The organism is Ferdinandcohnia sp. Marseille-Q9671 (genome assembly GCF_976954385.1).
On sequence record NZ_CDRJTA010000004.1, the window covers coordinates 1,036,960 to 1,059,979 of the forward strand.

At 36.7% G+C, this 23,020-nt stretch carries 19 protein-coding genes; all 19 read left to right on the top strand.

Annotation, left to right across the window (positions count from 1 at the left end; genetic code table 11):
- Positions 1 to 14: 14 nt before the first annotated feature.
- The 19 genes from ACWNMY_RS20395 to hfq all read left to right on the top strand — a co-directional run bounded on the left by ACWNMY_RS20395 (position 15) and on the right by hfq (position 22,948).
- A complete protein-coding gene (locus ACWNMY_RS20395; protein WP_449540078.1) occupies positions 15 to 257 on the top strand; it encodes a DUF3243 family protein in 243 nt (80 codons plus the stop codon).
- Between the two features lie 196 nt (positions 258 to 453).
- A complete protein-coding gene (locus tag ACWNMY_RS20400) occupies positions 454 to 1,242 on the top strand; it encodes a YmfK family protein (RefSeq protein WP_449540079.1) in 789 nt (262 codons plus the stop codon).
- A 246-nt stretch (positions 1,243 to 1,488) separates the two neighbouring features.
- Positions 1,489 to 2,394: a RodZ domain-containing protein gene (locus ACWNMY_RS20405; RefSeq protein ID WP_449540080.1), complete on the top strand. Its 906-nt coding sequence runs from the start codon at positions 1,489 to 1,491 to the stop codon at positions 2,392 to 2,394.
- An 86-nt stretch (positions 2,395 to 2,480) separates the two neighbouring features.
- A complete protein-coding gene (pgsA, locus tag ACWNMY_RS20410; protein WP_449540081.1) occupies positions 2,481 to 3,059 on the top strand; it encodes a CDP-diacylglycerol--glycerol-3-phosphate 3-phosphatidyltransferase in 579 nt (192 codons plus the stop codon).
- A 12-nt stretch (positions 3,060 to 3,071) separates the two neighbouring features.
- Positions 3,072 to 4,319 carry a competence/damage-inducible protein A gene (locus ACWNMY_RS20415; protein ID WP_449540082.1) on the top strand — a complete coding sequence of 416 codons (1,248 nt, stop codon included), beginning with the start codon at positions 3,072 to 3,074 and terminating at the stop codon, positions 4,317 to 4,319.
- A 215-nt stretch (positions 4,320 to 4,534) separates the two neighbouring features.
- Positions 4,535 to 5,575: a recombinase RecA gene (recA, locus tag ACWNMY_RS20420; protein WP_449540083.1), complete on the top strand. Its 1,041-nt coding sequence runs from the start codon at positions 4,535 to 4,537 to the stop codon at positions 5,573 to 5,575.
- A 408-nt stretch (positions 5,576 to 5,983) separates the two neighbouring features.
- Positions 5,984 to 7,546 carry a ribonuclease Y gene (gene rny, locus ACWNMY_RS20425; RefSeq protein ID WP_449540084.1) on the top strand — a complete coding sequence of 521 codons (1,563 nt, stop codon included), beginning with the start codon at positions 5,984 to 5,986 and terminating at the stop codon, positions 7,544 to 7,546.
- Positions 7,547 to 7,662: 116 nt separating this feature from the next.
- Entirely contained in the window at positions 7,663 to 8,457 is a 795-nt protein-coding gene (locus ACWNMY_RS20430; RefSeq protein ID WP_449540085.1) for a TIGR00282 family metallophosphoesterase, read from the top strand.
- A gap of 319 nt (positions 8,458 to 8,776) precedes the next feature.
- On the top strand, positions 8,777 to 9,037 hold the full coding sequence (spoVS, locus tag ACWNMY_RS20435) for a stage V sporulation protein SpoVS (protein ID WP_029281188.1): 261 nt from the start codon (positions 8,777 to 8,779) through the stop codon (positions 9,035 to 9,037).
- A gap of 205 nt (positions 9,038 to 9,242) precedes the next feature.
- Positions 9,243 to 10,166 (top strand): dipeptidase, encoded by a 924-nt coding sequence (locus ACWNMY_RS20440; RefSeq protein WP_449540086.1) that lies wholly within the window; start codon positions 9,243 to 9,245, stop codon positions 10,164 to 10,166.
- 332 nt (positions 10,167 to 10,498) lie between these two features.
- Entirely contained in the window at positions 10,499 to 12,235 is a 1,737-nt protein-coding gene (locus ACWNMY_RS20445; RefSeq protein ID WP_449540087.1) for a 2-oxoacid:acceptor oxidoreductase subunit alpha, read from the top strand.
- A gap of 1 nt (position 12,236) precedes the next feature.
- Entirely contained in the window at positions 12,237 to 13,103 is an 867-nt protein-coding gene (locus ACWNMY_RS20450; protein WP_449540088.1) for a 2-oxoacid:ferredoxin oxidoreductase subunit beta, read from the top strand.
- Between the two features lie 544 nt (positions 13,104 to 13,647).
- Entirely contained in the window at positions 13,648 to 15,177 is a 1,530-nt protein-coding gene (gene miaB, locus ACWNMY_RS20455; protein WP_449540089.1) for a tRNA (N6-isopentenyl adenosine(37)-C2)-methylthiotransferase MiaB, read from the top strand.
- A 1-nt stretch (position 15,178) separates the two neighbouring features.
- Complete coding sequence (locus tag ACWNMY_RS20460; RefSeq protein ID WP_449540090.1) at positions 15,179 to 15,610, top strand: RicAFT regulatory complex protein RicA family protein; 432 nt, start codon at positions 15,179 to 15,181, stop codon at positions 15,608 to 15,610.
- 613 nt (positions 15,611 to 16,223) lie between these two features.
- Positions 16,224 to 16,766, top strand: a complete 543-nt coding sequence (locus ACWNMY_RS20465) for an outer spore coat protein CotE (RefSeq protein ID WP_449540091.1) — start codon at positions 16,224 to 16,226, stop codon at positions 16,764 to 16,766.
- A 121-nt stretch (positions 16,767 to 16,887) separates the two neighbouring features.
- Positions 16,888 to 19,485: a DNA mismatch repair protein MutS gene (gene mutS, locus ACWNMY_RS20470; protein ID WP_449540092.1), complete on the top strand. Its 2,598-nt coding sequence runs from the start codon at positions 16,888 to 16,890 to the stop codon at positions 19,483 to 19,485.
- Positions 19,486 to 19,593: 108 nt separating this feature from the next.
- On the top strand, positions 19,594 to 21,492 hold the full coding sequence (gene mutL, locus ACWNMY_RS20475) for a DNA mismatch repair endonuclease MutL (protein WP_449540093.1): 1,899 nt from the start codon (positions 19,594 to 19,596) through the stop codon (positions 21,490 to 21,492).
- Between the two features lie 193 nt (positions 21,493 to 21,685).
- The gene (gene miaA / locus ACWNMY_RS20480; protein WP_449540094.1) at positions 21,686 to 22,633 is read left to right on the top strand and encodes a tRNA (adenosine(37)-N6)-dimethylallyltransferase MiaA; all 948 of its coding nucleotides are present in this window, start codon (positions 21,686 to 21,688) and stop codon (positions 22,631 to 22,633) included.
- A 90-nt stretch (positions 22,634 to 22,723) separates the two neighbouring features.
- Positions 22,724 to 22,948 (top strand): RNA chaperone Hfq, encoded by a 225-nt coding sequence (gene hfq, locus ACWNMY_RS20485; RefSeq protein WP_449540095.1) that lies wholly within the window; start codon positions 22,724 to 22,726, stop codon positions 22,946 to 22,948.
- Positions 22,949 to 23,020 lie beyond the last annotated feature (72 nt).

The window sequence follows — 23,020 nt, forward strand, 5'->3', positions numbered from 1 at the left end:
AAGGAGGGTCACTTATGTCAGTACTAGACAATTTTGAAGAGTGGAAAGATTTTTTAGGCAATCGCTTGCAACATGCTAAATCTGAAGGAATGGACCAAAATGTGATTAATGATATGGCTCATCAATTAGGTGATTACCTTGCAAGTGAGGTAGAGCCAAAGAATGCTCAAGAAAAAGTATTACGTGACCTTTGGAACGTTGCTTCTGAAGAAGAACAACAAGCGATTGCTAACGTAATGGTAAAGCTTGTTCAATAGTTAGCAGTTCTAAATGTAGAGAGGAATTTCCTCTCTTTTTTATTTTGCGATTACACGAACGTTAACGAACAAAAAAATCAGAACTGAAATTTTTACAACCCTCTATAAAATATGAAATGATTGGTTTATAATGAAAATGATGCACTGTTTCATAGTTGGAAATTATAACCACCATTGTTGTGAGGGGCTGGCCTAGTTGGAAAAAAAAGAGTGGTATTTAGAATATGAAATTGCAAAAAATCGCCCAGGACTACTTGGAGATATTTCTTCTTTATTAGGAATGCTTTCTATAAATATTGTTACAATAAATGGTGTAGATGACCGTAGAAGGGGAATGCTTTTATTAAGTGACAATAATGAACAAATAGAGCGCCTTGAATCAATTTTACATACAATGGATACGATAAATGTTACAAAACTAAGAGAGCCTAAGCTTCGGGATAAACTAGCAGTAAGACATGGTAGATATATTCAGCGTGATGCGGATGACAAAAAAACATTCCGTTTTGCTAGAGATGAATTAGGTTTGCTGGTTGATTTCATGGCTGAGCTTTTTAAGCAAGAAGGTCATAAGTTAATAGGAATTCGAGGCATGCCAAGGGTCGGAAAAACAGAGTCAGTTGTTGCTGCTAGTGTTTGTGCACATAAGAAATGGTTATTTGTTTCCTCAACATTATTAAAACAAACGATGAGAAGTGAACTTATTCAGGATGAGTACAATGCCGATAACCTCTTTATTATAGATGGAATTGTTTCGACTAAGCGTGCAACGGAAAGACATTTGCAGTTAGTAAGAGAAATAATGAGGCTTCCAGCTGTAAAGGTTGTGGAGCATCCTGACATTTTTGTACGTCATACTGAGTATACACTGAAGGATTTTGATTATATAATCGAACTTCGTAACAATCCAGAAGAGGAAATTACATATGAGATTGAAGACCAACGTATGTTTTCGGGGTCTGATTTTTCTGGTTTTGATTTTTAACGTTATTTAACAGAAGTCTCCCACTTCTATATGTAGTTGGGATGAAAGTTATCAGTAGGGTTCAACCTACTGATTAAAGGGAAAGCCTCCGGCGGATGCCTCGATTTTACAAAGGAAATTGTTTCGAGTATAACACCGAAGCCTAAGAATGTTACACTCTGTGCAACGTCTTAGTTAACCACCTCGTGTGGGCTAAAAATCGGGCGCAAATACGCTAAGGCGCATTTGAATTGGTAGGTGAAAATAATGAGCGAATTAGGATCTAGGCTTAGAGAAGCCAGGGAAAAAAGAGAATTGAGTTTAGACGATGTTCAACAAATGACGAAAATTCAAAAAAGGTATTTGGTTGGAATTGAAGAAGGTAATTATAATGTTATGCCGGGTAAATTTTATGTGCGTGCGTTCATTAAACAGTATGCAGAAGCTGTAGGACTTAACCCTGATGAGATATTTGAAGAATACAAGTCAGAAATTCCTGGTACAACTAACGATGAAATCCCTGAACAAATTTCGAGGGTCCAATCAAGAAGACAAATCTCTTCTACCGGGTCCAAAATAGTAGATAAGGTACCAATGATATTATTGGTTATTTTTCTCCTTGGTGGTGCTATGACAATATATTGGTTTGTTTCGAATAAGGACATAGCAAAAGAGCCTGATACGCAGGTTGAAAGTGGAGAAACGGAATATGAAGAATCAAATGAGCCACCTCCTGCTAAGCAAGAGGAAGAACCTAATGAAGAGGAACAAGTAGCTAGTGAAACAGATGAAGGACAACAGACAGACGAAGAACAACCTGCGGTAGAGACTCCTGTTCAAGAGTTTGTTGAAATTGAAAAAGGAACTAGCAGTGCAGCCTATGAGTTGAAGAATACGGATTCGTTTAAGGTAAAGCTTACTGCAAAGGCTGGAGGCCAAGCTTGGGTATCTGTTAGAAATAGACAAGGGGAAAAATTTGTTTATAAAACAATTGCCGATGGTCAATCAGAGGAAGTAGATTTATCTAATCAAACTGAAGTGAATTTTAATATAGGAAGGTCCTCTGATCTTGCTATTGAAATAAACGGTGAACCATTCCAATATCCATTTAACACGGGTGATGTGGTTCAGCAAATTATTACCATAAAGTTCACTCCTAAAGCCCAAGAATAGCAAAAGCCATCTAAATGATGGCTTTTTGTTTCTTGTACGTGTATTATCACTATTGTAGGTATTTAGATTATTTTGGAGGTATTTACGTGAATTTACCAAATAAGATTACTGTAGCAAGAATATTTTTAATCCCACTTTTTTTAATTGTGATGTTTGTTCCATTTGGTTGGGGCAACTTAGAAATTGGTTCAATGTCAATTCCTGTTTCGCACTTAGTCGGAGCTTTAATTTTTATCTTTGCATCCAGTACCGATTGGGTTGATGGGTATTTAGCAAGAAAGCATAATTTAGTAACAAACCTGGGTAAGTTTCTAGATCCACTTGCTGATAAGCTTCTTGTCTCGGCTGCACTGGTTTCGTTAGTGGAATTCGGTTTAGCACCTGCTTGGATGGTCATTATTATTATTAGTAGAGAGTTTGCAGTTACTGGGTTGCGTTTGCTATTAGCAGAAGGTGGAGAGGTATCTGCTGCTAAAATGCTAGGTAAGATTAAAATGTGGGCACAGGTGGTCGCGGTTTCTGCTTTGTTATTACATAATTGGCCGTTTGAATTTATTTCAATTCCATTTGATATGATTGCACTCTGGGTGGCAGTGATATTTACTGTTATTTCTGGTTGGGATTATTTTGCTAAGAACAAAGGTGTATTTGCAAACTCGAAATAGGATGGTGATTCAATGAATGCTGAAATCATAGCAGTGGGCTCTGAGCTCCTTTTGGGGCAAATCGCAAATACAAATGCACAATTTTTATCAAAACAGCTTGCTGAGCTTGGTATTAATGTTTACTACCACACAGTTGTTGGTGATAACTCCACAAGATTAGAAGATGCTATAAAAATCTCTCAATCACGTTCCGATTTGATCATTTTCACTGGTGGTCTAGGACCCACTAAAGATGACCTTACAAAGGAAACAATCGGTAGGCTTTTAGGTAGAAAGCTTACTTTTGATTCGGATGCTTTACAAAGTATAGAGGATTATTTTAAGAAAACGAATCGACATATGACTGAGAACAATAAAAAACAAGCACTTGTTCTTGAGGGATCCAAGGTCTTACCGAATGACCATGGGATGGCACCTGGTATGGGACTTAACGTAAATAATATTACGTACATGCTATTTCCAGGACCACCAAAAGAGTTGAATCCAATGTTTTTGACATACGGCGCCCCGTATTTATTACAGTCACTGGGTGTCGTGGAACGAATTGAATCAAGGGTCTTACGTTTTTTCGGTATAGGAGAATCTCAGCTAGAAACAGAAATTGAGGATTTAATCGATAATCAAACAAATCCGACGATTGCTCCTTTAGCAAGTGATGGGGAAGTCACACTCCGATTAACAGCGAAACATAGTTCACTTGAAGTAGCAAACAAGCTATTAGACGATACAGAGGCACAAATACTTAAAAGAGTGGGTTCGTACTTGTATGGGTATAATTCCACTTCTCTAGTAAATGAGTTGATGAATAAACTTAAAGCCTCGAATTATACGATAGCTTGTGCAGAAAGCCTAACAGGTGGTTTGTTTGCAGAAGAACTTACCAATCTATCAGGATCTTCTGCGGTTGTGAAAGGTGGAGTCGTTTGCTATACTAACGAAGTAAAAGAACAGGTACTTTCCGTTAAGAAAACAACACTTGAAACAGATGGTGCCGTTAGTAGTAATACGGCTGAACAGCTTGCAGAGAACGTTAGAAAGCTTTTAAAATCTGATATTGGGATTAGCTTTACTGGTGTTGCAGGTCCAACTGAATCTGAAGGAAAACCTGTAGGTACTGTGTATATCGGTATTTCCTATTTAGACCAACCAACAAAGGTATATAAACTAAACCTAGCTGGTTCCCGTCAAGGAATTCGGATTAGAACTGTAAAGTATGGATTCTATTATTTATTAAAGTTATTAACCGAACACAGCAGCTGATGTATTTCAGCTGTTTTTATATTTTTTAAATTAGGCGAAATTAAAAATTATTGCATGTTATTGCTCTGAAAAATTGATTTTTGTTAGATAATAAATGAATTTATGGAAAAAACAACTAACCAAAAAAACCGAATAAACGTTCGATTTTTTACTTGGCAAATCAATCAAAACATTGTATAGTAATAATAGTTTCAAAGAATAAAGGAGGAAACATTGTGAGTGATCGTCAAGCTGCCTTAGAAATGGCACTGAAGCAAATAGAAAAACAGTTCGGTAAAGGTTCCATCATGAAGCTCGGAGAACAAACTGATCGTAAAATATCCACAATTTCAAGTGGTTCATTAGCTGTAGATGTTGCATTAGGAGTAGGCGGATATCCAAGAGGACGGATAATTGAGATATATGGCCCAGAAAGTTCAGGTAAAACAACTGTAGCACTTCACGCAATTGCAGAAGTACAAAAAACTGGTGGACAAGCTGCTTTCATTGACGCAGAACATGCACTAGATCCAGTTTACGCACAAAAATTAGGTGTAAACATTGATGAATTATTATTATCACAACCAGACACAGGTGAACAAGCATTAGAAATAGCTGAAGCGTTAGTTCGAAGCGGGGCTGTCGATATTTTAGTTGTTGACTCTGTTGCGGCACTTGTTCCAAAAGCAGAAATCGAAGGTGAAATGGGAGACTCTCATATGGGTCTACAAGCACGCCTAATGTCACAAGCACTACGTAAGTTATCAGGTGCAATCAACAAATCAAATACAATTGCAATCTTCATTAACCAAGTCCGTGAAAAGATTGGAGTTATGTTTGGAAACCCAGAAACAACTCCAGGAGGACGTGCTCTTAAATTCTATTCTTCAGTAAGACTAGAAGTACGTCGTGCAGAACAATTAAAACAGGGTAATGATATTGTAGGTAATAGAACAAAAGTGAAGGTTGTTAAAAATAAAGTAGCACCACCATTTAGAACTGCCGAAGTAGACATTATGTACGGAGAAGGAATTTCAATTGAGGGCGAAATTATTGATATTGGAGCGGAACTTGATATCGTCCAAAAGAGTGGTTCTTGGTATTCTTATAAAGAAGAACGAGTTGGTCAAGGTCGAGAGAATGCAAAACAATTCTTAAAAGAAAATCCTGATGTCCGTCAAGATATCCTTCAGCAAATCAGAAATCATTATGGACTTGACGGTGTAGTAGTTGCACCTGCTGACGAAGAACAAGATGAGTTTGAATTACTAGATTAATTTTGAAGAGGCACATTAGCTGTGTCTCTTTTCTATAATGTATTCCCCGTAAACATATCCCCATATCTCAACTAAGTTCTTTATCTCACCACGCTTACTACAAAAAATATTCCTTGAAATTCCATTTTCATGTAATTCTATTTCTGACAGGCCTTGACAATAAAATTTCACACATTTACAATTAAAATGTATATTTTACATTTTTGTTAGTCTTAAAACGTTAGAAGCAAAACTCGGTTTAGAGCTTTTGCTATTCAGACCCGGAGTAGTGACTCGCTGCTTTCGGTCGTAACCTAAGAATCTGATTAGCTTAAAAAGCCTTAGTGCTGTATGTTGCAATAATAACAATGTACATGCCGACATTTTGATCTAGCAAGAAAAAGTTTATAGCAAGAGGAGGTGAAGAAGATGGATCCCATTTCTATAATCATCTCCGCTTTGTTTGGCCTAATCGTCGGTGCGATTGTTGGCTTTTATGTTCGTAAATCTATTGCCGAAACTAAAATTGCTGGTGCAAAAAGTGTTGCTGAACAAATTATTGATGATGCGAATAGAGAAGCTGATTCACTAAAGAAGGAAGCACTATTAGAGGCAAAGGATGAAATTCACAAACTTCGTACAGAAGCTGAAAAGGAAATCCGAGATCGAAGAAACGAACTACAAAAACAAGAAAATCGTTTAATGCAAAAAGAAGAGAATCTTGATCGCAAGGATGAAACATTAGATAAACGTGAATCCATGTTAGAGAAGAAAGAAGATTCTCTCGCTCAAAGACAACAGCATATTGAAGAGATGGAAAGCAAAGTGGAAGAGATGATACGCAAGCAACAAGCTGAACTTGAGCGAATTTCTAGCTTAACACGTGAAGAGGCAAAGCAAATTATCCTTGATCGTATTGAAAATGAGCTTTCACATGATGTTGCAATCATGGTGAAGGAAGCAGAAAATCGTGCAAAAGAAGATTCCGATAAAAAAGCAAAAGAGATACTTTCGCTTGCTATTCAAAGATGCGCCGCTGATCATGTTGCAGAAACCACAGTATCTGTAGTTAACCTGCCAAATGATGAGATGAAGGGTCGTATTATTGGTAGAGAAGGACGAAATATTCGTACGCTTGAGACACTAACGGGTATTGATCTAATTATTGACGATACACCTGAGGCGGTCATTTTATCTGGCTTTGACCCAATTCGCCGTGAAACAGCGAGAATTGCACTTGAAAAACTTGTTCAAGACGGACGAATTCATCCTGCACGTATTGAAGAGATGGTTGATAAGTCTAGACGTGAGGTAGATGAGTATATTCGTGAGGTGGGTGAACAAACAACCTTTGAGGTTGGTGTTCATGGACTCCATCCGGATTTAATTAAGATACTAGGTCGCTTGAAGTATCGTACAAGCTATGGCCAGAATGTCTTAAAACACTCAATGGAAGTATCATTCTTAGCAGGCTTAATGGCAGCTGAGCTTGGTGAAGATGAAACATTAGCTCGTCGTGCTGGACTTTTACATGATATCGGTAAAGCTATTGACCATGAAGTGGAAGGTAGTCATGTCGAAATTGGAGTAGAACTAGCAACGAAATATAGAGAGCATCCAGTTGTAATCAACAGTATTGCTTCCCACCATGGTGATTCAGAACCAACATCAATAATAGCTGTACTAGTTGCTGCAGCTGATGCCTTATCTGCTGCTAGACCAGGTGCGAGAAGTGAAACGCTTGAAAATTATATCCGTCGACTTGAAAAACTAGAGGAAATTTCAGAGTCATATGAAGGCGTTGAAAAATCCTTTGCTATTCAAGCAGGACGTGAAGTGAGAATAATTGTAAAACCTGATACAATTGATGATCTTAATGCTCATCGATTAGCTCGTGATATTCGGAAGCGAATCGAAGAAGAGTTGGATTATCCAGGTCATATCAAAGTAACGGTCATTCGTGAAACGAGAGCAGTTGAATATGCAAAATAAAGTGGTCATTTTGACCACTTTATTTTTTTTGATAAACTATATGAAAACTAGTTGTATTTTTCATTGTTATATTTTTGATAGTATGCTTCACTTGTTAGTATGAAAGGGGCTATTACATGAAGATTTTATTTATAGGTGATGTAGTTGGTTCACCAGGGAGAGATATGATCCGAGAATATCTTCCAAAATTAAAGGCAAAATTTCACCCAGCGCTTACCATTGTTAATGGGGAAAATGCAGCATCGGGTAGAGGAATTACCCATAAGATATATAATCAGTTTCTGGAGAATGGTGCACAAGCCATTACAATGGGAAATCATACGTGGGACAATAAGGATATTTTTGAATTTATTGATACTGCTAAATTCATTATACGTCCAGCAAACTTTCCTGAAGGAACTCCGGGAGAAGGAATCATGTACAGTAAAGTGAATGGTCAAGAGATTGCCATAATAAACCTCCAGGGTAGGACATTTCTTCCGGCTATAGACTGCCCATTCAAAAAATGCGATGAATTAATTGAACAAGCAAAAAAGCGGACTTCAATCATTTTTGTAGACTTTCATGCAGAAGCGACAAGTGAGAAAATTGCGATGGGCTGGTACCTTGATGGAAGGGTTACTGCAGTCGTTGGAACACATACACATGTTCAAACTGCAGATAATCGTGTATTACCAAAGGGGACAGCTTTCATTACAGATGTTGGAATGACTGGTCCGTATGATGGAATTTTAGGAATGAATAAAGATGCAGTTATTAAAAGGTTTCAGACTGCCTTACCAGTTCGCTTTGAGGTAGATGAAGGAAGAACACAATTAAATGGGGTTCTTATAGATATCGATCCTAAAAGTGGAAAGGCAAAAGGAATTCAACGTATTCTTATTAATGATGACCATCCATTTTTTGATTAATTATTTAAACCAAGACAACCAATTTCGGTAGTCTTGGTTTTTTTTATTCTATATTATAAGTTTTTGAATTTTTAGAAAAAGATTACGAACAAGCAGGAATACTAGGAGTTTCTAGTGAATATAGTATCTATGGGATCATTATTTATTGTTCAAATAAAGGGTATGCTAACCCTTTTTGAACATAGGAAGCCTGTGCTTGGTATAGTGATAAGAGAATGTTAGGGGATAATAGATCGCTGTATTGGCAGGGCGTGCACATAATGTATATGGTTCTACCAAACACTCATGAACATTGTAAAGAACAAGGAGGAAATTAGAAATGGAAATATTAAAAGTTTCAGCAAAATCTAATCCTAACTCTGTAGCTGGGGCACTAGCGGGTGTATTACGTGAAAGAGGAGCTGCAGAAATCCAGGCGATAGGAGCTGGTGCATTAAATCAAGCAGTGAAGGCAGTAGCGATAGCTAGAGGGTTTGTAGCACCGAGTGGAGTGGACCTAATTTGTATTCCTGCATTTACGGATATTCTCATTGATGGAGAAGAAAGAACTGCTATAAAATTAATAATCGAACCTCGTTAAGTGTATGTACGTTTTTATAAAGTGGTCAACTAGCGGGTAAATACCTGTTTGTCATATATAAAGACAAACAGGTATTTTTGTGTAAAAGGATTAACTTTATTGGGTGAACAAAGACTAGGGAAGCAACGTCCTCTGCCCACATCGTGTGGCCCAAAAATATAGGCGCAAATACACCAAAGCGCATTTGAAAAAGGAGTTGATCAGTATGAAAATCTTTGATGCACACTCAGATGTTTTATATAAAATGTGGATGGATCCTTCCATCAATTTTGCGGATTCACCAAAACTGCATATTACCTATAATCATTTAATAGAAAACAATAGTAAAGTCCAGTGCTTTGCCATTTACATACCTGAAGAAGTGAGACCTGAAAGTCGTTTTGAAATTGCACTTGAAATGGTAGAAATCTTTTACGAAAAGGTAGTAGCACCTTCTCCGTTGTTAAAGGTGGTAAAGACTAGGGATGATATTTTAGCATTAAAAGAAGATGAGATAGGTGCTTTTTTAACACTAGAGGGGTGTGACGCTATTGACCAAAGTCTCATAAAGCTTCAAACACTAATTAGACTTGGTGTTTCATCTGTTGGATTGACATGGAATTATTCGAATTTTGTTGCTGATGGTATTCTTGAGAGACGAGGTGGGGGGCTATCGACCTTTGGAAGAAAAGTTATTCATGAACTTAATCGCTCTTATTTATGGACAGATGTTTCTCATTTATCGATAAATGGATTTTGGGATGTCATTGAACTTGCAGATTATCCAATTGCTTCCCATTCAAATGCAATTGCACTTTGTAACCATCCCCGCAATCTACGAGATGATCAAATTGAAGCATTGATAAAGAAGGATGGAATGATTGGCATTACATTTGTTCCCCCGTTTTTAACCAGTCAGTCCCATTCAACAATTAATAATGTATTGAAGCATCTAGACTATATTTGTTCACTGGGTGGAGAAAATCATGTTGGATTTGGTTCTGATTTTGATGGCATTACAGAAACTGTAACCGGGCTCGAAAATTATTCTGGATATGATGGATTAATTAATCTGTTGCTAAAGCATTACTCTGAGATTCAAGTGAAAAAGTTTCTCTATCGGAATTTTCTTGAGCATTTACCCCAGTAAATAATCGTGTTTTAAGTGGGTGGAAAAATAAATAGAGCGAAAAGTAAAAAAATATTTATTTTTATCCATTATTTGCTTACTAAGGGTTGCTTTTTTGGGTTGATAGGTCTAGAATTGAAAGCGTTTAGTACATATCCAACATGCGAATTAGAAGCTTTTTTAAATCTTCAATATTAGTAATATATAAACATCATTTTTTATTGGAGAAAGAGCCCTTCTTTCGTACTTCGTATCATACTAACAGGAGAATTTTGGAACTCCGTTGGAGGGTACTATTCATTAAAAAATTTAAAAAAATCTTATATAGAACGTATTCCAAAGGGGTGTAAGACATGATCAATCAACTTTCATGGAAAGTTGGCGGACAGCAAGGGGAAGGAATTGAGAGTACGGGAGAGATCTTTTCCATAGCTCTAAATCGTTTAGGCTACTATTTATACGGTTATCGCCATTTTTCATCACGTATCAAAGGTGGACATACGAATAACAAAATTCGTGTAAGTACGACTCAAGTTCGCTCAATTGCAGACGACCTTGATATTTTAGTAGCTTTTGACCAAGAAACAATTGATTTTAATTTTCATGAATTACGAGACGGAGGAGTTGTTCTAGCGGATTCAAAGTTCGGACCAACGATTCCTGAAAATACAAAAGTTCATCTTTTTTCAGTTCCTTTTACCGAAATGGCAACAGAGTTAGGTACGTCTTTAATGAAAAATATGGTTGCAATTGGTGCAACAAGCTCATTATTAGACCTTGATTTAAACGTATACCTAAATGTTGTTGATGAAATATTTGGGCGTAAGGGTCAGCAAGTTGTGGAAAAAAACATGGAAGCGATTAAGGCTGGTGCTGAATTCCTTCAAAAACAACTAACTGAAGACGTGAAAATGAAGCTAGAAAAAGCCGACGGAAAACAACGTATGTTCATGATTGGTAATGATGCAATTGCTATGGGTGCTCTAGCAGGTGGAGCAAGATTTATGCCTGCATATCCTATTACCCCTGCCTCTGAAATCATGGAATACTTAATAAAAAAACTACCAGACTTCGGTGGAACTGTAATCCAAACAGAAGACGAAATCGCAGCATGTACAATGGCAATTGGCTCTAACTATGCGGGTGTTCGTGCCCTAACTGCTTCTGCTGGACCAGGTTTATCATTAATGATGGAAGCGATTGGTTTGTCTGGTATAACTGAAACTCCACTTGTAATTATCGATACGCAACGTGGTGGCCCAAGTACAGGACTTCCAACAAAGCAAGAACAATCAGATTTAATGGCAATGATATATGGTACTCATGGAGAAATTCCGAAAATTGTTATGGCTCCTAGTACAGTACAGGAAGCATTTTATGACATTATAGAGGCATTTAATCTTGCAGAGGAATATCAATGTCCAGTTATTTTCCTTACAGATTTACAGCTTTCACTTGGTAAGCAAACAGTTGAGCCACTTGATTACTCAAAAATTGAAATCCGTCGTGGACATCTAATTCTAAATGATGAACTACCAGAATTAGAGAACAAAGAGTATTTTAAGCGTTATGAAGTAACAGAAGATGGAATTTCTCCTCGTGTGGTTCCAGGTGTAAAAAATGGAATACACCATGTAACGGGTGTGGAACATAATGAGCAAGGTAAACCATCTGAAGTAGCAAGTAATCGTAAGGATCAAATGGAAAAACGACTTAAAAAAATAGATAATATTCAATTTAAGACTCCTGTTCATAAGAATGTGAAGCATGAGGAAGCAGATGTATTATTAGTTGGTTTTAACTCTACTCGTGGTGCAATTGAGGAAGCAATGACTCGAATCGAGAATGATGGAATAAAAGTTAATCATGCTCAAATTCGCTTAATTCACCCATTCCCAACAGATGAATTGCTACCTTTAGTTCAATCAGCGAAAAAGGTAGTGGTTGTTGAAAATAACGCTACAGGTCAGCTCGCAAACATTATGAAGATGAATGTAGGACATGCCGATAAGATTACCAATTTCCTTAAATATGATGGTAATCCATTCCTACCTCATGAAATTCACACAAAGTGTAAGGAGTTGTTCTAATATGGCAACATTTAAAGACTTTCGAAATAATGTAAAACCTAACTGGTGTCCAGGGTGTGGGGACTTCTCTGTACAAGCAGCAATACAGCGTGCCGCTGCAAATGTAGGACTTGAACCTGAAAACTTAGCCGTGATCTCTGGGATAGGTTGTTCTGGTCGGATATCTGGATATATTAATGCATATGGATTACATGGGATTCATGGACGTTCTTTACCAATTGCCCAAGGTGTGAAAATGGCAAACCGTGATTTAACCGTTATTGCATCAGGTGGAGATGGTGACGGATATGCAATTGGTATGAGTCATACCATTCATGCTATTCGCCGTAATATTGATATCACATATATTGTTATGGATAACCAAATCTACGGGTTAACAAAGGGCCAAACTTCTCCTCGAAGTGATATGGGCTTTAAAACGAAGAGTACGCCACAAGGATCCATCGAGTCTTCACTCTCTGTTATGGAGATGGCATTAACGGCTGGAGCTACGTTTGTTGCGCAAAGCTTCTCTACAGATCTTAAGGACTTAACAGCTTTAATTGAAGCTGGAATCAAGCACAAAGGTTTCTCTTTAATTAACGTGTTTAGTCCGTGTGTTACGTATAACAAAGTAAACACGTATGACTGGTTTAAAGAAAACCTAACAAAGCTAGGTACGATTGAGGGGTATGATCCTTCAAATCGTTCTCAAGCAATGCAAACGTTGATGGAGAATAATAGTCTTGTTACTGGTTTAATTTATCAAAACACAGAAAAGCCATCCTACCAAGAACTAGTACACGGGTATAGTGAAACACCTCTAGTACATGCTGATCTTGAGTTAGATGAAGAAAAATTTAATAAACTAGTAACAGAATTTATGTAAGATAATTCATAACCCTACTTAGTATATTTTACTTAGTAGGGTTATTTGTTATGTCTTTACTCGCTTATTCTTGAATGATAGAATAATCATGTATGCCTTGAAAAATTAGTAGAATTGAATACAAAGGAAAAACTGCACATTACTCTTGTCTAGTAATGTCTAGCTTTAACGCGTAGACCCTATTTAGAATTGAAGGTATTATGGACCTCTATTCTAAATCGACTTATGCTAGTCGGATTTTCACAGGACAAGGTAAGCATCGAAAGCTTATTTGCCTCACAAACAAAGTGTATAGCATTTTCGAGGATGTGCTGTATTCTACATTTGCCACAGGACGTGGCGGTTATTAATAGACGTTCAACCTGAGGCGCTTGCGCATTTCTTTTAAAATTGTACAAATTTCTACAATTTCATTGTTTTATTGTATTAAATTTTGTTAAACCTTATACTAGTTTAATGTGTAGGTTTTGTAAGGTAGTGAATCGTGAGGAACTATCAACATGTTTCTAGTAAGATAGTTTTCGAAAAAGGAAGGAGCTCCAACATGAACGAAAAACAACGTCTTGAAAGTACTCAAGTAACACCTTCGGACAAAAAATCCGAGAAGGATTACAGTCAGTATTTTCAAACCGTTTACCAGCCACCTTCATTAAAAGATGCAAAGAAACGTGGTAAAGAACAAATTAATTACTTGAAAGAATTTTCAATTCCTGAGGACATGATGAACGCAGGAAAAGGAAAACGCTTTTTAATCCGTACGTATGGTTGTCAAATGAATGAGCATGATACAGAGGTAATGGCTGGTATTTTTATGGAAATGGGCTATGAGCCTACTGAAAAAGCCGAGGATGCTGACATTATTTTACTTAACACTTGTGCGATTCGTGAAAACGCAGAAAATAAAGTTTTTGGTGAAATCGGGCATTTAAAACCATTAAAAATGCAAAATCCTAATCTTTTAATTGGTGTTTGTGGATGCATGTCCCAGGAAGAATCAGTAGTTAATAAAATCCTTCAAAAACATCAATTTATCGATATGATCTTTGGTACACATAATATACACCGTCTTCCTAACATTGTTAAAGAGGCAATGTTTAGTAAAGAAATGGTTGTTGAAGTATGGTCTAAAGAGGGTGACATCATTGAAAACCTTCCTAAAGTACGTAAAGGGAGTATCAAGGGTTGGGTAAACATTATGTACGGCTGTGATAAATTCTGTACTTACTGCATTGTTCCTTATACTCGTGGAAAGGAACGTAGCCGTCGCCCAGAGGATATTATTGAAGAGGTTCGTCACTTAGCAAGACAAGGCTATAAAGAAATTACGCTTCTTGGTCAAAACGTAAATGCCTATGGTAAAGACTTTACAGATATCAACTATGGATTAGGAGACTTAATGGACGAGATTCGTAAAATCGACATCCCACGAATTCGTTTCACAACAAGTCACCCTCGAGATTTCGATGATTACTTAATTGAAGTACTTGCTAAAGGTGGAAACCTGATGGAGCACATCCATCTTCCTGTACAATCTGGAAGCTCACAAGTTCTAAAATTGATGTCACGTAAATATACAAGAGAGTCATACTTAGAGCTTGTACGTAAAATGAAGGAACAAATACCGAACGCTTCCTTTACAACAGATATTATTGTAGGCTTCCCTAATGAAACGGATGAACAATTTGAAGAAACTCTTTCCTTGTACAGAGAAGTAGAGTTTGATTCTGCTTATACTTTTATTTATTCACCGCGTGAGGGAACACCAGCAGCAAAAATGGAAGACAATATTTCAATGGAAGTAAAGAAGGAAAGACTTCAGCGTCTAAATGCACTTGTAAATGAAATTTCTGCAAAGAAAAATCTTGAATACCAGGATCAAATTGTTGAAGTTCTTGTTGAAGGGGAAAGTAAAAACAATCCGGATGTGTTAGCTGGATACACAAGTAAAAATAAACTAGTCAACTTTAAAGGTCCAAAATCAGCAATTGGTAATATTGTAAAAGTAAAAATTATACAAGCAAAAACTTGGTCATTAGATGGGGAAATGATCGAAGAAGTGGTAGAGGTGAACTAAAATGGCACAATTTACAAAAGAACAAATCGTGGAACGCGCAACTGAGCTTGCAAGAATGATTGCGGAAACAGAAGAAGTTGATTTCTTCAAGCGTGCGGAAGCACAAATAAATCAGAACAAAAAAGTTCAAGAGATTATTGATACAATCAAGAGCTTACAAAAACAAGCTGTCAATTTCCAACACTATGGAAAGTCTGAAGCACTAAAGCAAGTAGAGGAAAAAATTGATAATCTTCAAGCAGAACTTGATAGCATTCCAGTTGTAGAGGAATTCAAAAATTCTCAACTAGAAGTAAATGATCTTTTACAACTTGTTGCTCACACGATATCAAATAATGTAACAAATGAAATCATCACATCAACTGGCGGAAACCTATTACAAGGTGAAACTGGTTCAAAGTTAAATAATAAGAGTGGCTGTGGATGTCACTAAGGAACAAAGCGCAAGCTCCTTGAAATAGGAACATTGATTAATCTCCGCCACGTCCTGTGGCAAACGTCAATGTCATCACATCCTCGAAAATGTAGTGAAGAATTTTATAATTCTCTAAATAATAATGGACAAAAGCATATAGCTTTTGTCTTTTCTTTTTGAGCTCGGTAATTTTACCGAGTTTTTTATTTTTGCTTGTACAGCTTTTAAAAAAAGGTACATAAATAGGCGAACCCGCATAGAATGAACTATACGGTAATCGTAAGGGTTGATGTATAGAGAGAAAAACAATGCGTTTTTAGCGATAGTTCAAAGAGTCATCTGATGATATAACTTCGAATCTTGGCGGCATCAATCGACCTCATTTCTCATGTATAGATAGGTACGATTGGTTCTTGATGTTGACGTTCTTATCGTTGCTCACTTATGATTCGTCGACTATTTGAACACTATTTAGGTACTTATTCAAAAATAGCTAATCAACTTTTTCAGTGGTTCAACACTGAGCATGGTAGTACTGTAAAAAGTTTTTAAAAAGAAATCAGTCTTTAGCACACTAGTCATATGTCCCGCATAGGATGAATTGAAGATTGATTGAGGAGGGTTTGTTCGAATGTCTGAATACAGAGAGATTATCACAAAAGCTGTTGTAGGTAAGGGACGTAAGTTTTCGCAATCTACTTATACGATTGCTCCACCTCACAACCCATCAAGTATTTTGGGATGCTGGATTATTAATCACCGCTATGAGGCGAAGAAAGAGGGTAATAAAGTAGAAGTACATGGTAAATTTGATGTCAACGTGTGGTATTCCTTTGGTAACAATACAAAAACAGAGGTCGTTACCGAAACACTTTCATACAACGACAGCATCAAACTAAAGTATAGAGATGAGAATTCCATAGGTGATAGTTGTGACGTGATTGTAGAAGTTCTTCAACAGCCTAACTGCCTAGAATGTACCATTTCACCAAACGGGAACAAAATTCTTGTAGAGGTTGAAAGGGAATTACTAGCAGAAATTATTGGAGAAACAAAGGTTTGCGTCCACGTGAATCCTGATGGTTGCTATGACGACGACAAGGATTGGGATGTAGATGATGAAGAATTTGAAGATCTAAATCCTGACTTTTTAGTTGGAGATTTAGAGGAATAATGGAGAACTAGGAGGTATGACTTCCTAGTTTTTTTTCATTTTATGGAAGACAAGTCTTACCCACCACCACTTACACTTATGATATAATATTGAAAGAATTGAAGTGTTGGGGGATTTATAAATGGCAGAGTATACGCCGATGATAAAGCAGTATTTAACGATTAAGGCAGATTATAAAGATGCCTTTTTATTTTTTAGACTAGGTGATTTTTACGAAATGTTTTTTGATGATGCGATTAAAGCATCACAGGTTTTGGAAATCACTTTAACAGGCAGGGAAGCGGGTGTGGGTGAACGAATCCCTATGTGTGGGGTACCCTATCATTCAGCTCCTGGGTATATTGAACAATTAGTGAATCAAGGATATAAAGTGGCAATTTGCGAACAAACAGAAGATCCAAAGAATGCAAAAGGTGTTGTAAAGCGTGAGGTTGTTCAATTAATTACACCTGGTACAGTTATGGAAGGGAAAGGTTTGTTAGAAAAAGAAAATAATTTCTTAGCCTCTACCTCCATCTTTTCTGATGGTTATTTTGGTTTTGCATTAACAGATTTAACAACTGGTGAAAACAGAGTATCACTATTATCTGCCCAATTTGAAGATGTCATTGGAGAAATCTACGCGAATGGTGTAAAGGAGATTGTGGTACCATCAGATTTTGACGATAAATACAAAAAAGCAATGATAGATCGCTGCCAAGTTACAATTTCATATGAAGATAATGGTCACGTTGATGTTGGAATGCAGCATCTTCTCGGTGGTCTAGAAGATGAAAAACTTGTCCTAACCTTTGGCAGATTGATAAATTACCTAATTAAGACACAAAAAAGATCACTTGACCATTTGCAACAGGTACAGGTGTATTTTACAAATCAATTTATGAAGATTGATTTATATTCGAAGCGTAACCTTGAACTTACTGAGACAATTCGTAGCAAAGGAAAGAAAGGTTCTTTGTTGTGGTTACTTGATCAGACTGTTACAGCAATGGGTGGCCGTTTGTTAAAACAATGGATTGACAGACCGTTAATAAATAAGAGTGAGATCGAATCTCGCCTGAATATGGTACAAACCTTTATTAACCAGTATTTTGAGCGTCTAGAGTTAAGGGATATGTTAAAAGAGGTCTACGATTTAGAGCGTCTTGCTGGAAGAGTGGCTTATGGAAATGTAAATGCAAGAGATCTTTTACAGCTAAAAAGTTCACTCGAACAGGTTCCTGGGATATATAAGCTTGTCAATCAATTACAACATCCACATGCAGGAAACCTAAGTAAGCAAATGGATCTTTGTGAATCGCTAACAGATCTTCTTCAACGTTCAATTAAGGAATCGCCACCATTATCAATCAAAGAGGGAGACATTATTAAAGATGGCTATAATGAAACCCTTGATCAATATCGTGATGCAAGTAGAAACGGAAAAACCTGGATTGCTTCATTGGAACAGCAGGAGAGAGAACGAACAGGGATCAAATCATTAAAAATCGGATACAATCGCGTATTTGGATATTATATAGAAGTTACGAAGGCTAACTTACAATTTTTGCCTGAAGGTATGTATGAAAGAAAGCAAACATTAACAAACGCTGAACGATTTATTACACCTGATTTAAAAGAAAAAGAAACGCTTATTCTTGAAGCAGAGGAAAAGATTGTCCAATTAGAATATGATCTATTCAGTGAAATTCGTGAGCAGGTAAAAGAGTATATTCCACGTCTGCAGTCTTTAGCAAAGGTAATTAGTGAGCTTGATGTCCTGCAATGTTTTGCAACAATTAGTGAGGAAAGACACTATTGTAAGCCTGTTTTTTCACAGGACAAGCTCTTTATTAAGGATGGGCGCCATCCTGTAGTTGAGAAAGTGATGAAAGCTCAAGAATATGTACCAAATGACTGTATGATGGAGGATGGTCACTCTTTACTACTTATCACTGGACCTAATATGTCAGGTAAGAGTACGTATATGAGACAGATTGCATTAACGGCTATATTGGCACAAATCGGTTGCTTTGTTCCTGCTAGTGAGGCAATTTTGCCGATATACGACCAAGTTTTTACTAGAATTGGAGCTGCTGACGATCTCATATCTGGCCAGAGTACATTTATGGTTGAAATGCTCGAAGCAAGAAATGCTATCGTAAATGCTACATCAAATAGTTTATTATTATTTGATGAGATTGGGCGTGGTACATCTACTTATGATGGTATGGCATTAGCTCAAGCAATAATTGAGTATATCCATGAAAATATCGGTGCACATACTTTATTTTCAACCCATTATCACGAGCTTACTGATTTAGATAGTGGGCTACAAAATTTAGTAAATGTTCATGTTAGTGCGATTGAAGAAAACGAAAAGGTTGTTTTTCTTCATAAAATTAAAGAGGGACCAGCTGACAAAAGCTATGGTATTCATGTTGCCCAGCTTGCAGAGCTACCGCCAAATCTAATCGAACGTGCTCGAGAAATACTTTTTACGCTTGAACAAGGTGAAAAACAGATCTCCGCAGCTAAAGAAGAAAATATTTCTCAAGCTGACAACCAACAGCTGTCATTTTTCGAAGAAACGAAATCATCATTTGTGAAGGAAGAGAAGGTTTTATCATCGAAGGAAAAGGAAGTACTAAAGTCTATAAAAGAAATTGATCTACTAGGTATTACACCGTTAGAAGCTATCAATCAACTATATGAGATTCAAAAACAACTAAAGGGATAAAATGAGAATGTAAAAAGTCAACTAATTTCTAACGAGAAGAGTAAAGGGACCGGAGAAAAAGTGGGACTTCGACTTTTTGAACGATTTCTAAGAAAATGAGGTGAAGGCATGGGGAAAATCATACAACTAGATGACCTTCTTTCAAATAAAATAGCGGCAGGAGAGGTTGTGGAACGCCCAGCTTCTGTTGTCAAAGAACTAGTAGAGAATGCAATTGACGCGAACAGTACCGTTGTTGAAATTGAGATTGAAGAAGCGGGACTCTCAAAAATTAGAATAATTGACAATGGTGATGGGATGGACAGTGAAGATTGTTTAAATGCTTTCCATCGACACGCAACTAGTAAAATTAAAGATGAAAATGATTTATTTAGAATCAGAACGTTAGGATTTAGAGGAGAAGCTCTTCCAAGTATTGCTTCCGTTTCCGAACTCGAAATGAAAACGAGCACTGGTGACAATTCTGGGACTCACATCCTTATCAAAGGCGGTCACGTAGTTGAAAAAAAAGCAACAAATAGTCGCAAAGGTACTGATATCACGGTATCAAATCTTTTCTTTAACACGCCTGCTCGCCTGAAGTATTTAAAAACAGTAAATACAGAGCTAGGGAATATTACAGATGCCGTGAACCGAATTGCGCTATCTCATCCTGGAATATCATTCCGTCTGTTGCATAATGGAAAACGACTCCTATATACAAGTGGAAACGGAGACGTACGACAGGTTGTTGCTGCTATTTATGGTTTAGGTATTGCAAAGCAAATGGTTCCTGTAAAGTTACAATCCTTGGATTTTACAATTGATGGTTTCGTCTCTATGCCAGAGGTTACAAGAGCATCCAGAAACTATATCTCCACAATTATCAATGGGAGATATATAAAGAACTTTCCGTTAGTGAAAGCAATTCAACAAGGCTACCATACTCTATTACCGATAGGGAGGTATCCTATTGTATTATTAAACATTCAAATGGACCCTCTACTAGTGGATGTCAATGTTCACCCTGCTAAGCTAGAAGTAAGAATTAGTAAAGAGCAAGAGCTGAATCAACTCATTGAAGAGGGGATTAGGGATGCTTTTAAACATAAACAATTAATACCAGAAGTGTCTATTCCAAAGATGAAGAATCACCAAAAGCCAGAGCAACAGCAATTTGTGTTTCAGCATTCGCCTGCAACCGAACTTCCAAAAAATCAACCATACTCATTTGTATCTTCAACTGTTGTTGTAGACCAACAGGAAGTTCCAAATAAAGTTTTTCCTTCGAGTGAAATGGAGAGTACATCTGATTCTTCTTATGGAGATACAATCATTCATAAAGAGAATGTAATGATTGCGGAAAATGAAGATTTAATCATGAATGCAGTTGAAGAAAAAAGTACTCCTTTAAAAGCTGTTGAGGAGTATGGAAGTGTGGAAGAGCGAGTGCCTGTCATGTATCCAATTGGCCAAATGCACGGAACGTATATTCTTGCTCAAAACGATAAGGGATTATATATAATTGACCAACACGCCGCACAAGAACGGATAAAGTATGAGTACTTCAAAGAAAAAGTAGGAGAAAACATAACCGATCTTCAAGAACTACTTTTACCGATTACTCTAGAATATTCAACTGACGAGTGCATTCATATCAATGCCCATAAAAATGACCTAGAACAGGTTGGGATTTTTCTTGAACCATTCGGTCATAACAGTTATATCGTGAGATCCCACCCTCAATGGTTTCCAAAGGGTGAAGAAAAAATGGTAATTGAAGAAATAATTGAACAGGTGCTTAACGATAAAAAAATTGATATTAAGAAATTAAGAGAAGCTGCAGCTATTATGATGAGCTGTAAGGCATCGATAAAAGCAAACCATCATTTGCGAAATGATGAGATTTTTTCTTTATTAGAGACACTTCGGAAAACAAGTGATCCTTTTACATGTCCACATGGTCGACCGATAATCATACACCATTCGACCTATGAAATGGAGAAAATGTTTAAAAGAGTTATGTAAAAAATAGATTTGTTCGCTAACAAAACTCGCCTTTAAGCGAGTTTTTTACTTATAAGACAAAAGTATTATTGATTTTTAGATAAGGTTTGAAAAAAATGTTATTTTCTTAAATAAATTGGTTATAATAATTTAGTATTCGTCTTATTATCTATGATACGATAATAATATGAATTGATGTAAAGGTAGTGATTGATTGGAAGAAATGAAGAAGGAAAATCTAGTTGTTCTAATTGGTCCAACATCGGTTGGAAAGACACAATTAAGTATTGAACTAGCGAAAAAGTTAAATGCAGAGATTATAAGTGGAGATTCAATGCAAATTTATAAGGGGATGGATATCGGTACTGCAAAGATAACGAAACAAGAAATGGATGGAATTCCACACCACCTAATCGATATTAAGGAGCCCCATGAAAGCTTTTCAGTTGCAGAATTCCAAACAATTGTAAGAAAATTGATTACGGATATACATAAACGAGGAAAATTACCAATGATTGTGGGCGGAACTGGGCTTTACATTCAGTCTGTTATTTATGATTACCAGTTTACTGATGAAGCATCTGATCCAAAGTATAGGGCATTGCTAGAACAACAACTAGAAGAAAATGGGGTTGAGCCTCTTTTTCAGGAACTGAAACAAATTGATCCTAAAAGTGCAGAGCGAATTCATCCGAATAATAGCAGACGGGTCATTCGTGCGCTTGAAATATGTAAGACAACTGGAAAAACGATGACGGAATACATGGAAGAGCAACAGCAAGAACTTATTTATGAAGTTGCCCTCGTTGGATTAACAATGGAAAGAGAAAGCCTGTATGACAGAATTAATAAAAGAGTTGATGTAATGGTTGAATCGGGTTTACTCGATGAGGTTTCTTTCTTTTTTCAACAAGGTTTAAGGGATTGTCAATCCATCCAAGCAATTGGATATAAGGAAATCTACAGTTATTTAGAGGGTAAGGTCTCGTTAGAAGAAGCAATCAATCAATTAAAACAGAATACTCGTAGATATGCTAAGAGACAATTGACATGGTTTCGAAATAAAATGGATGTACAATGGTTCGATATGACAGGGAAGACCGATTTAAATGAAAAATTTAATGAAATTTATAAATATATAGCAGGAAAGCTAGGAATTTAAGAGAATAGATAATAATAGGGTTATTCAAGTATCCATAATGGAATATGTTAGTTCCTAAGTATATGGGAAAGATCTAGAGGAGGACAGAATATGAAACAAGCAATCAATATTCAAGACCAATGTTTGAATCAATTACGTAAGGATGGTACATTTGTAACTGTATTCTTATTAAACGGTTATCAATTAAGAGGATTAGTTAAGGGGTTTGATAACTTTACGGTCCTACTAGAAACAGAAGGAAAGCAGCAACTAATTTATAAGCATGCAATCTCTACTTTTGCACCACAAAAAAATATTAAGCTTGAACTTGAATAATGTAGTAAAAACAACCTTACTTTTAAGAGTAGGGTTGTTTTTTTCTTCTTGTCTATTTTTTTCTTCAAGATT

Bases quoted from the DNA above. Each gene is read 5' to 3' on its own strand.
- ACWNMY_RS20395 (WP_449540078.1), top strand. From the start codon at position 15: ATGTCAGTACTAGACAATTTTGAAGAGTGGAAAGATTTTTTAGGCAAT.
- ACWNMY_RS20405 (WP_449540080.1), top strand. From the start codon at position 1,489: ATGAGCGAATTAGGATCTAGGCTTAGAGAAGCCAGGGAAAAAAGAGAA.
- ACWNMY_RS20415 (WP_449540082.1), top strand. From the start codon at position 3,072: ATGAATGCTGAAATCATAGCAGTGGGCTCTGAGCTCCTTTTGGGGCAA.
- rny (WP_449540084.1), top strand. From the start codon at position 5,984: ATGGATCCCATTTCTATAATCATCTCCGCTTTGTTTGGCCTAATCGTC.
- ACWNMY_RS20430 (WP_449540085.1), top strand. From the start codon at position 7,663: ATGAAGATTTTATTTATAGGTGATGTAGTTGGTTCACCAGGGAGAGAT.
- spoVS (WP_029281188.1), top strand. From the start codon at position 8,777: ATGGAAATATTAAAAGTTTCAGCAAAATCTAATCCTAACTCTGTAGCT.
- ACWNMY_RS20440 (WP_449540086.1), top strand. From the start codon at position 9,243: ATGAAAATCTTTGATGCACACTCAGATGTTTTATATAAAATGTGGATG.
- ACWNMY_RS20445 (WP_449540087.1), top strand. From the start codon at position 10,499: ATGATCAATCAACTTTCATGGAAAGTTGGCGGACAGCAAGGGGAAGGA.
- ACWNMY_RS20450 (WP_449540088.1), top strand. From the start codon at position 12,237: ATGGCAACATTTAAAGACTTTCGAAATAATGTAAAACCTAACTGGTGT.
- miaB (WP_449540089.1), top strand. From the start codon at position 13,648: ATGAACGAAAAACAACGTCTTGAAAGTACTCAAGTAACACCTTCGGAC.
- ACWNMY_RS20460 (WP_449540090.1), top strand. From the start codon at position 15,179: ATGGCACAATTTACAAAAGAACAAATCGTGGAACGCGCAACTGAGCTT.
- ACWNMY_RS20465 (WP_449540091.1), top strand. From the start codon at position 16,224: ATGTCTGAATACAGAGAGATTATCACAAAAGCTGTTGTAGGTAAGGGA.
- mutS (WP_449540092.1), top strand. From the start codon at position 16,888: ATGGCAGAGTATACGCCGATGATAAAGCAGTATTTAACGATTAAGGCA.
- mutL (WP_449540093.1), top strand. From the start codon at position 19,594: ATGGGGAAAATCATACAACTAGATGACCTTCTTTCAAATAAAATAGCG.
- hfq (WP_449540095.1), top strand. From the start codon at position 22,724: ATGAAACAAGCAATCAATATTCAAGACCAATGTTTGAATCAATTACGT.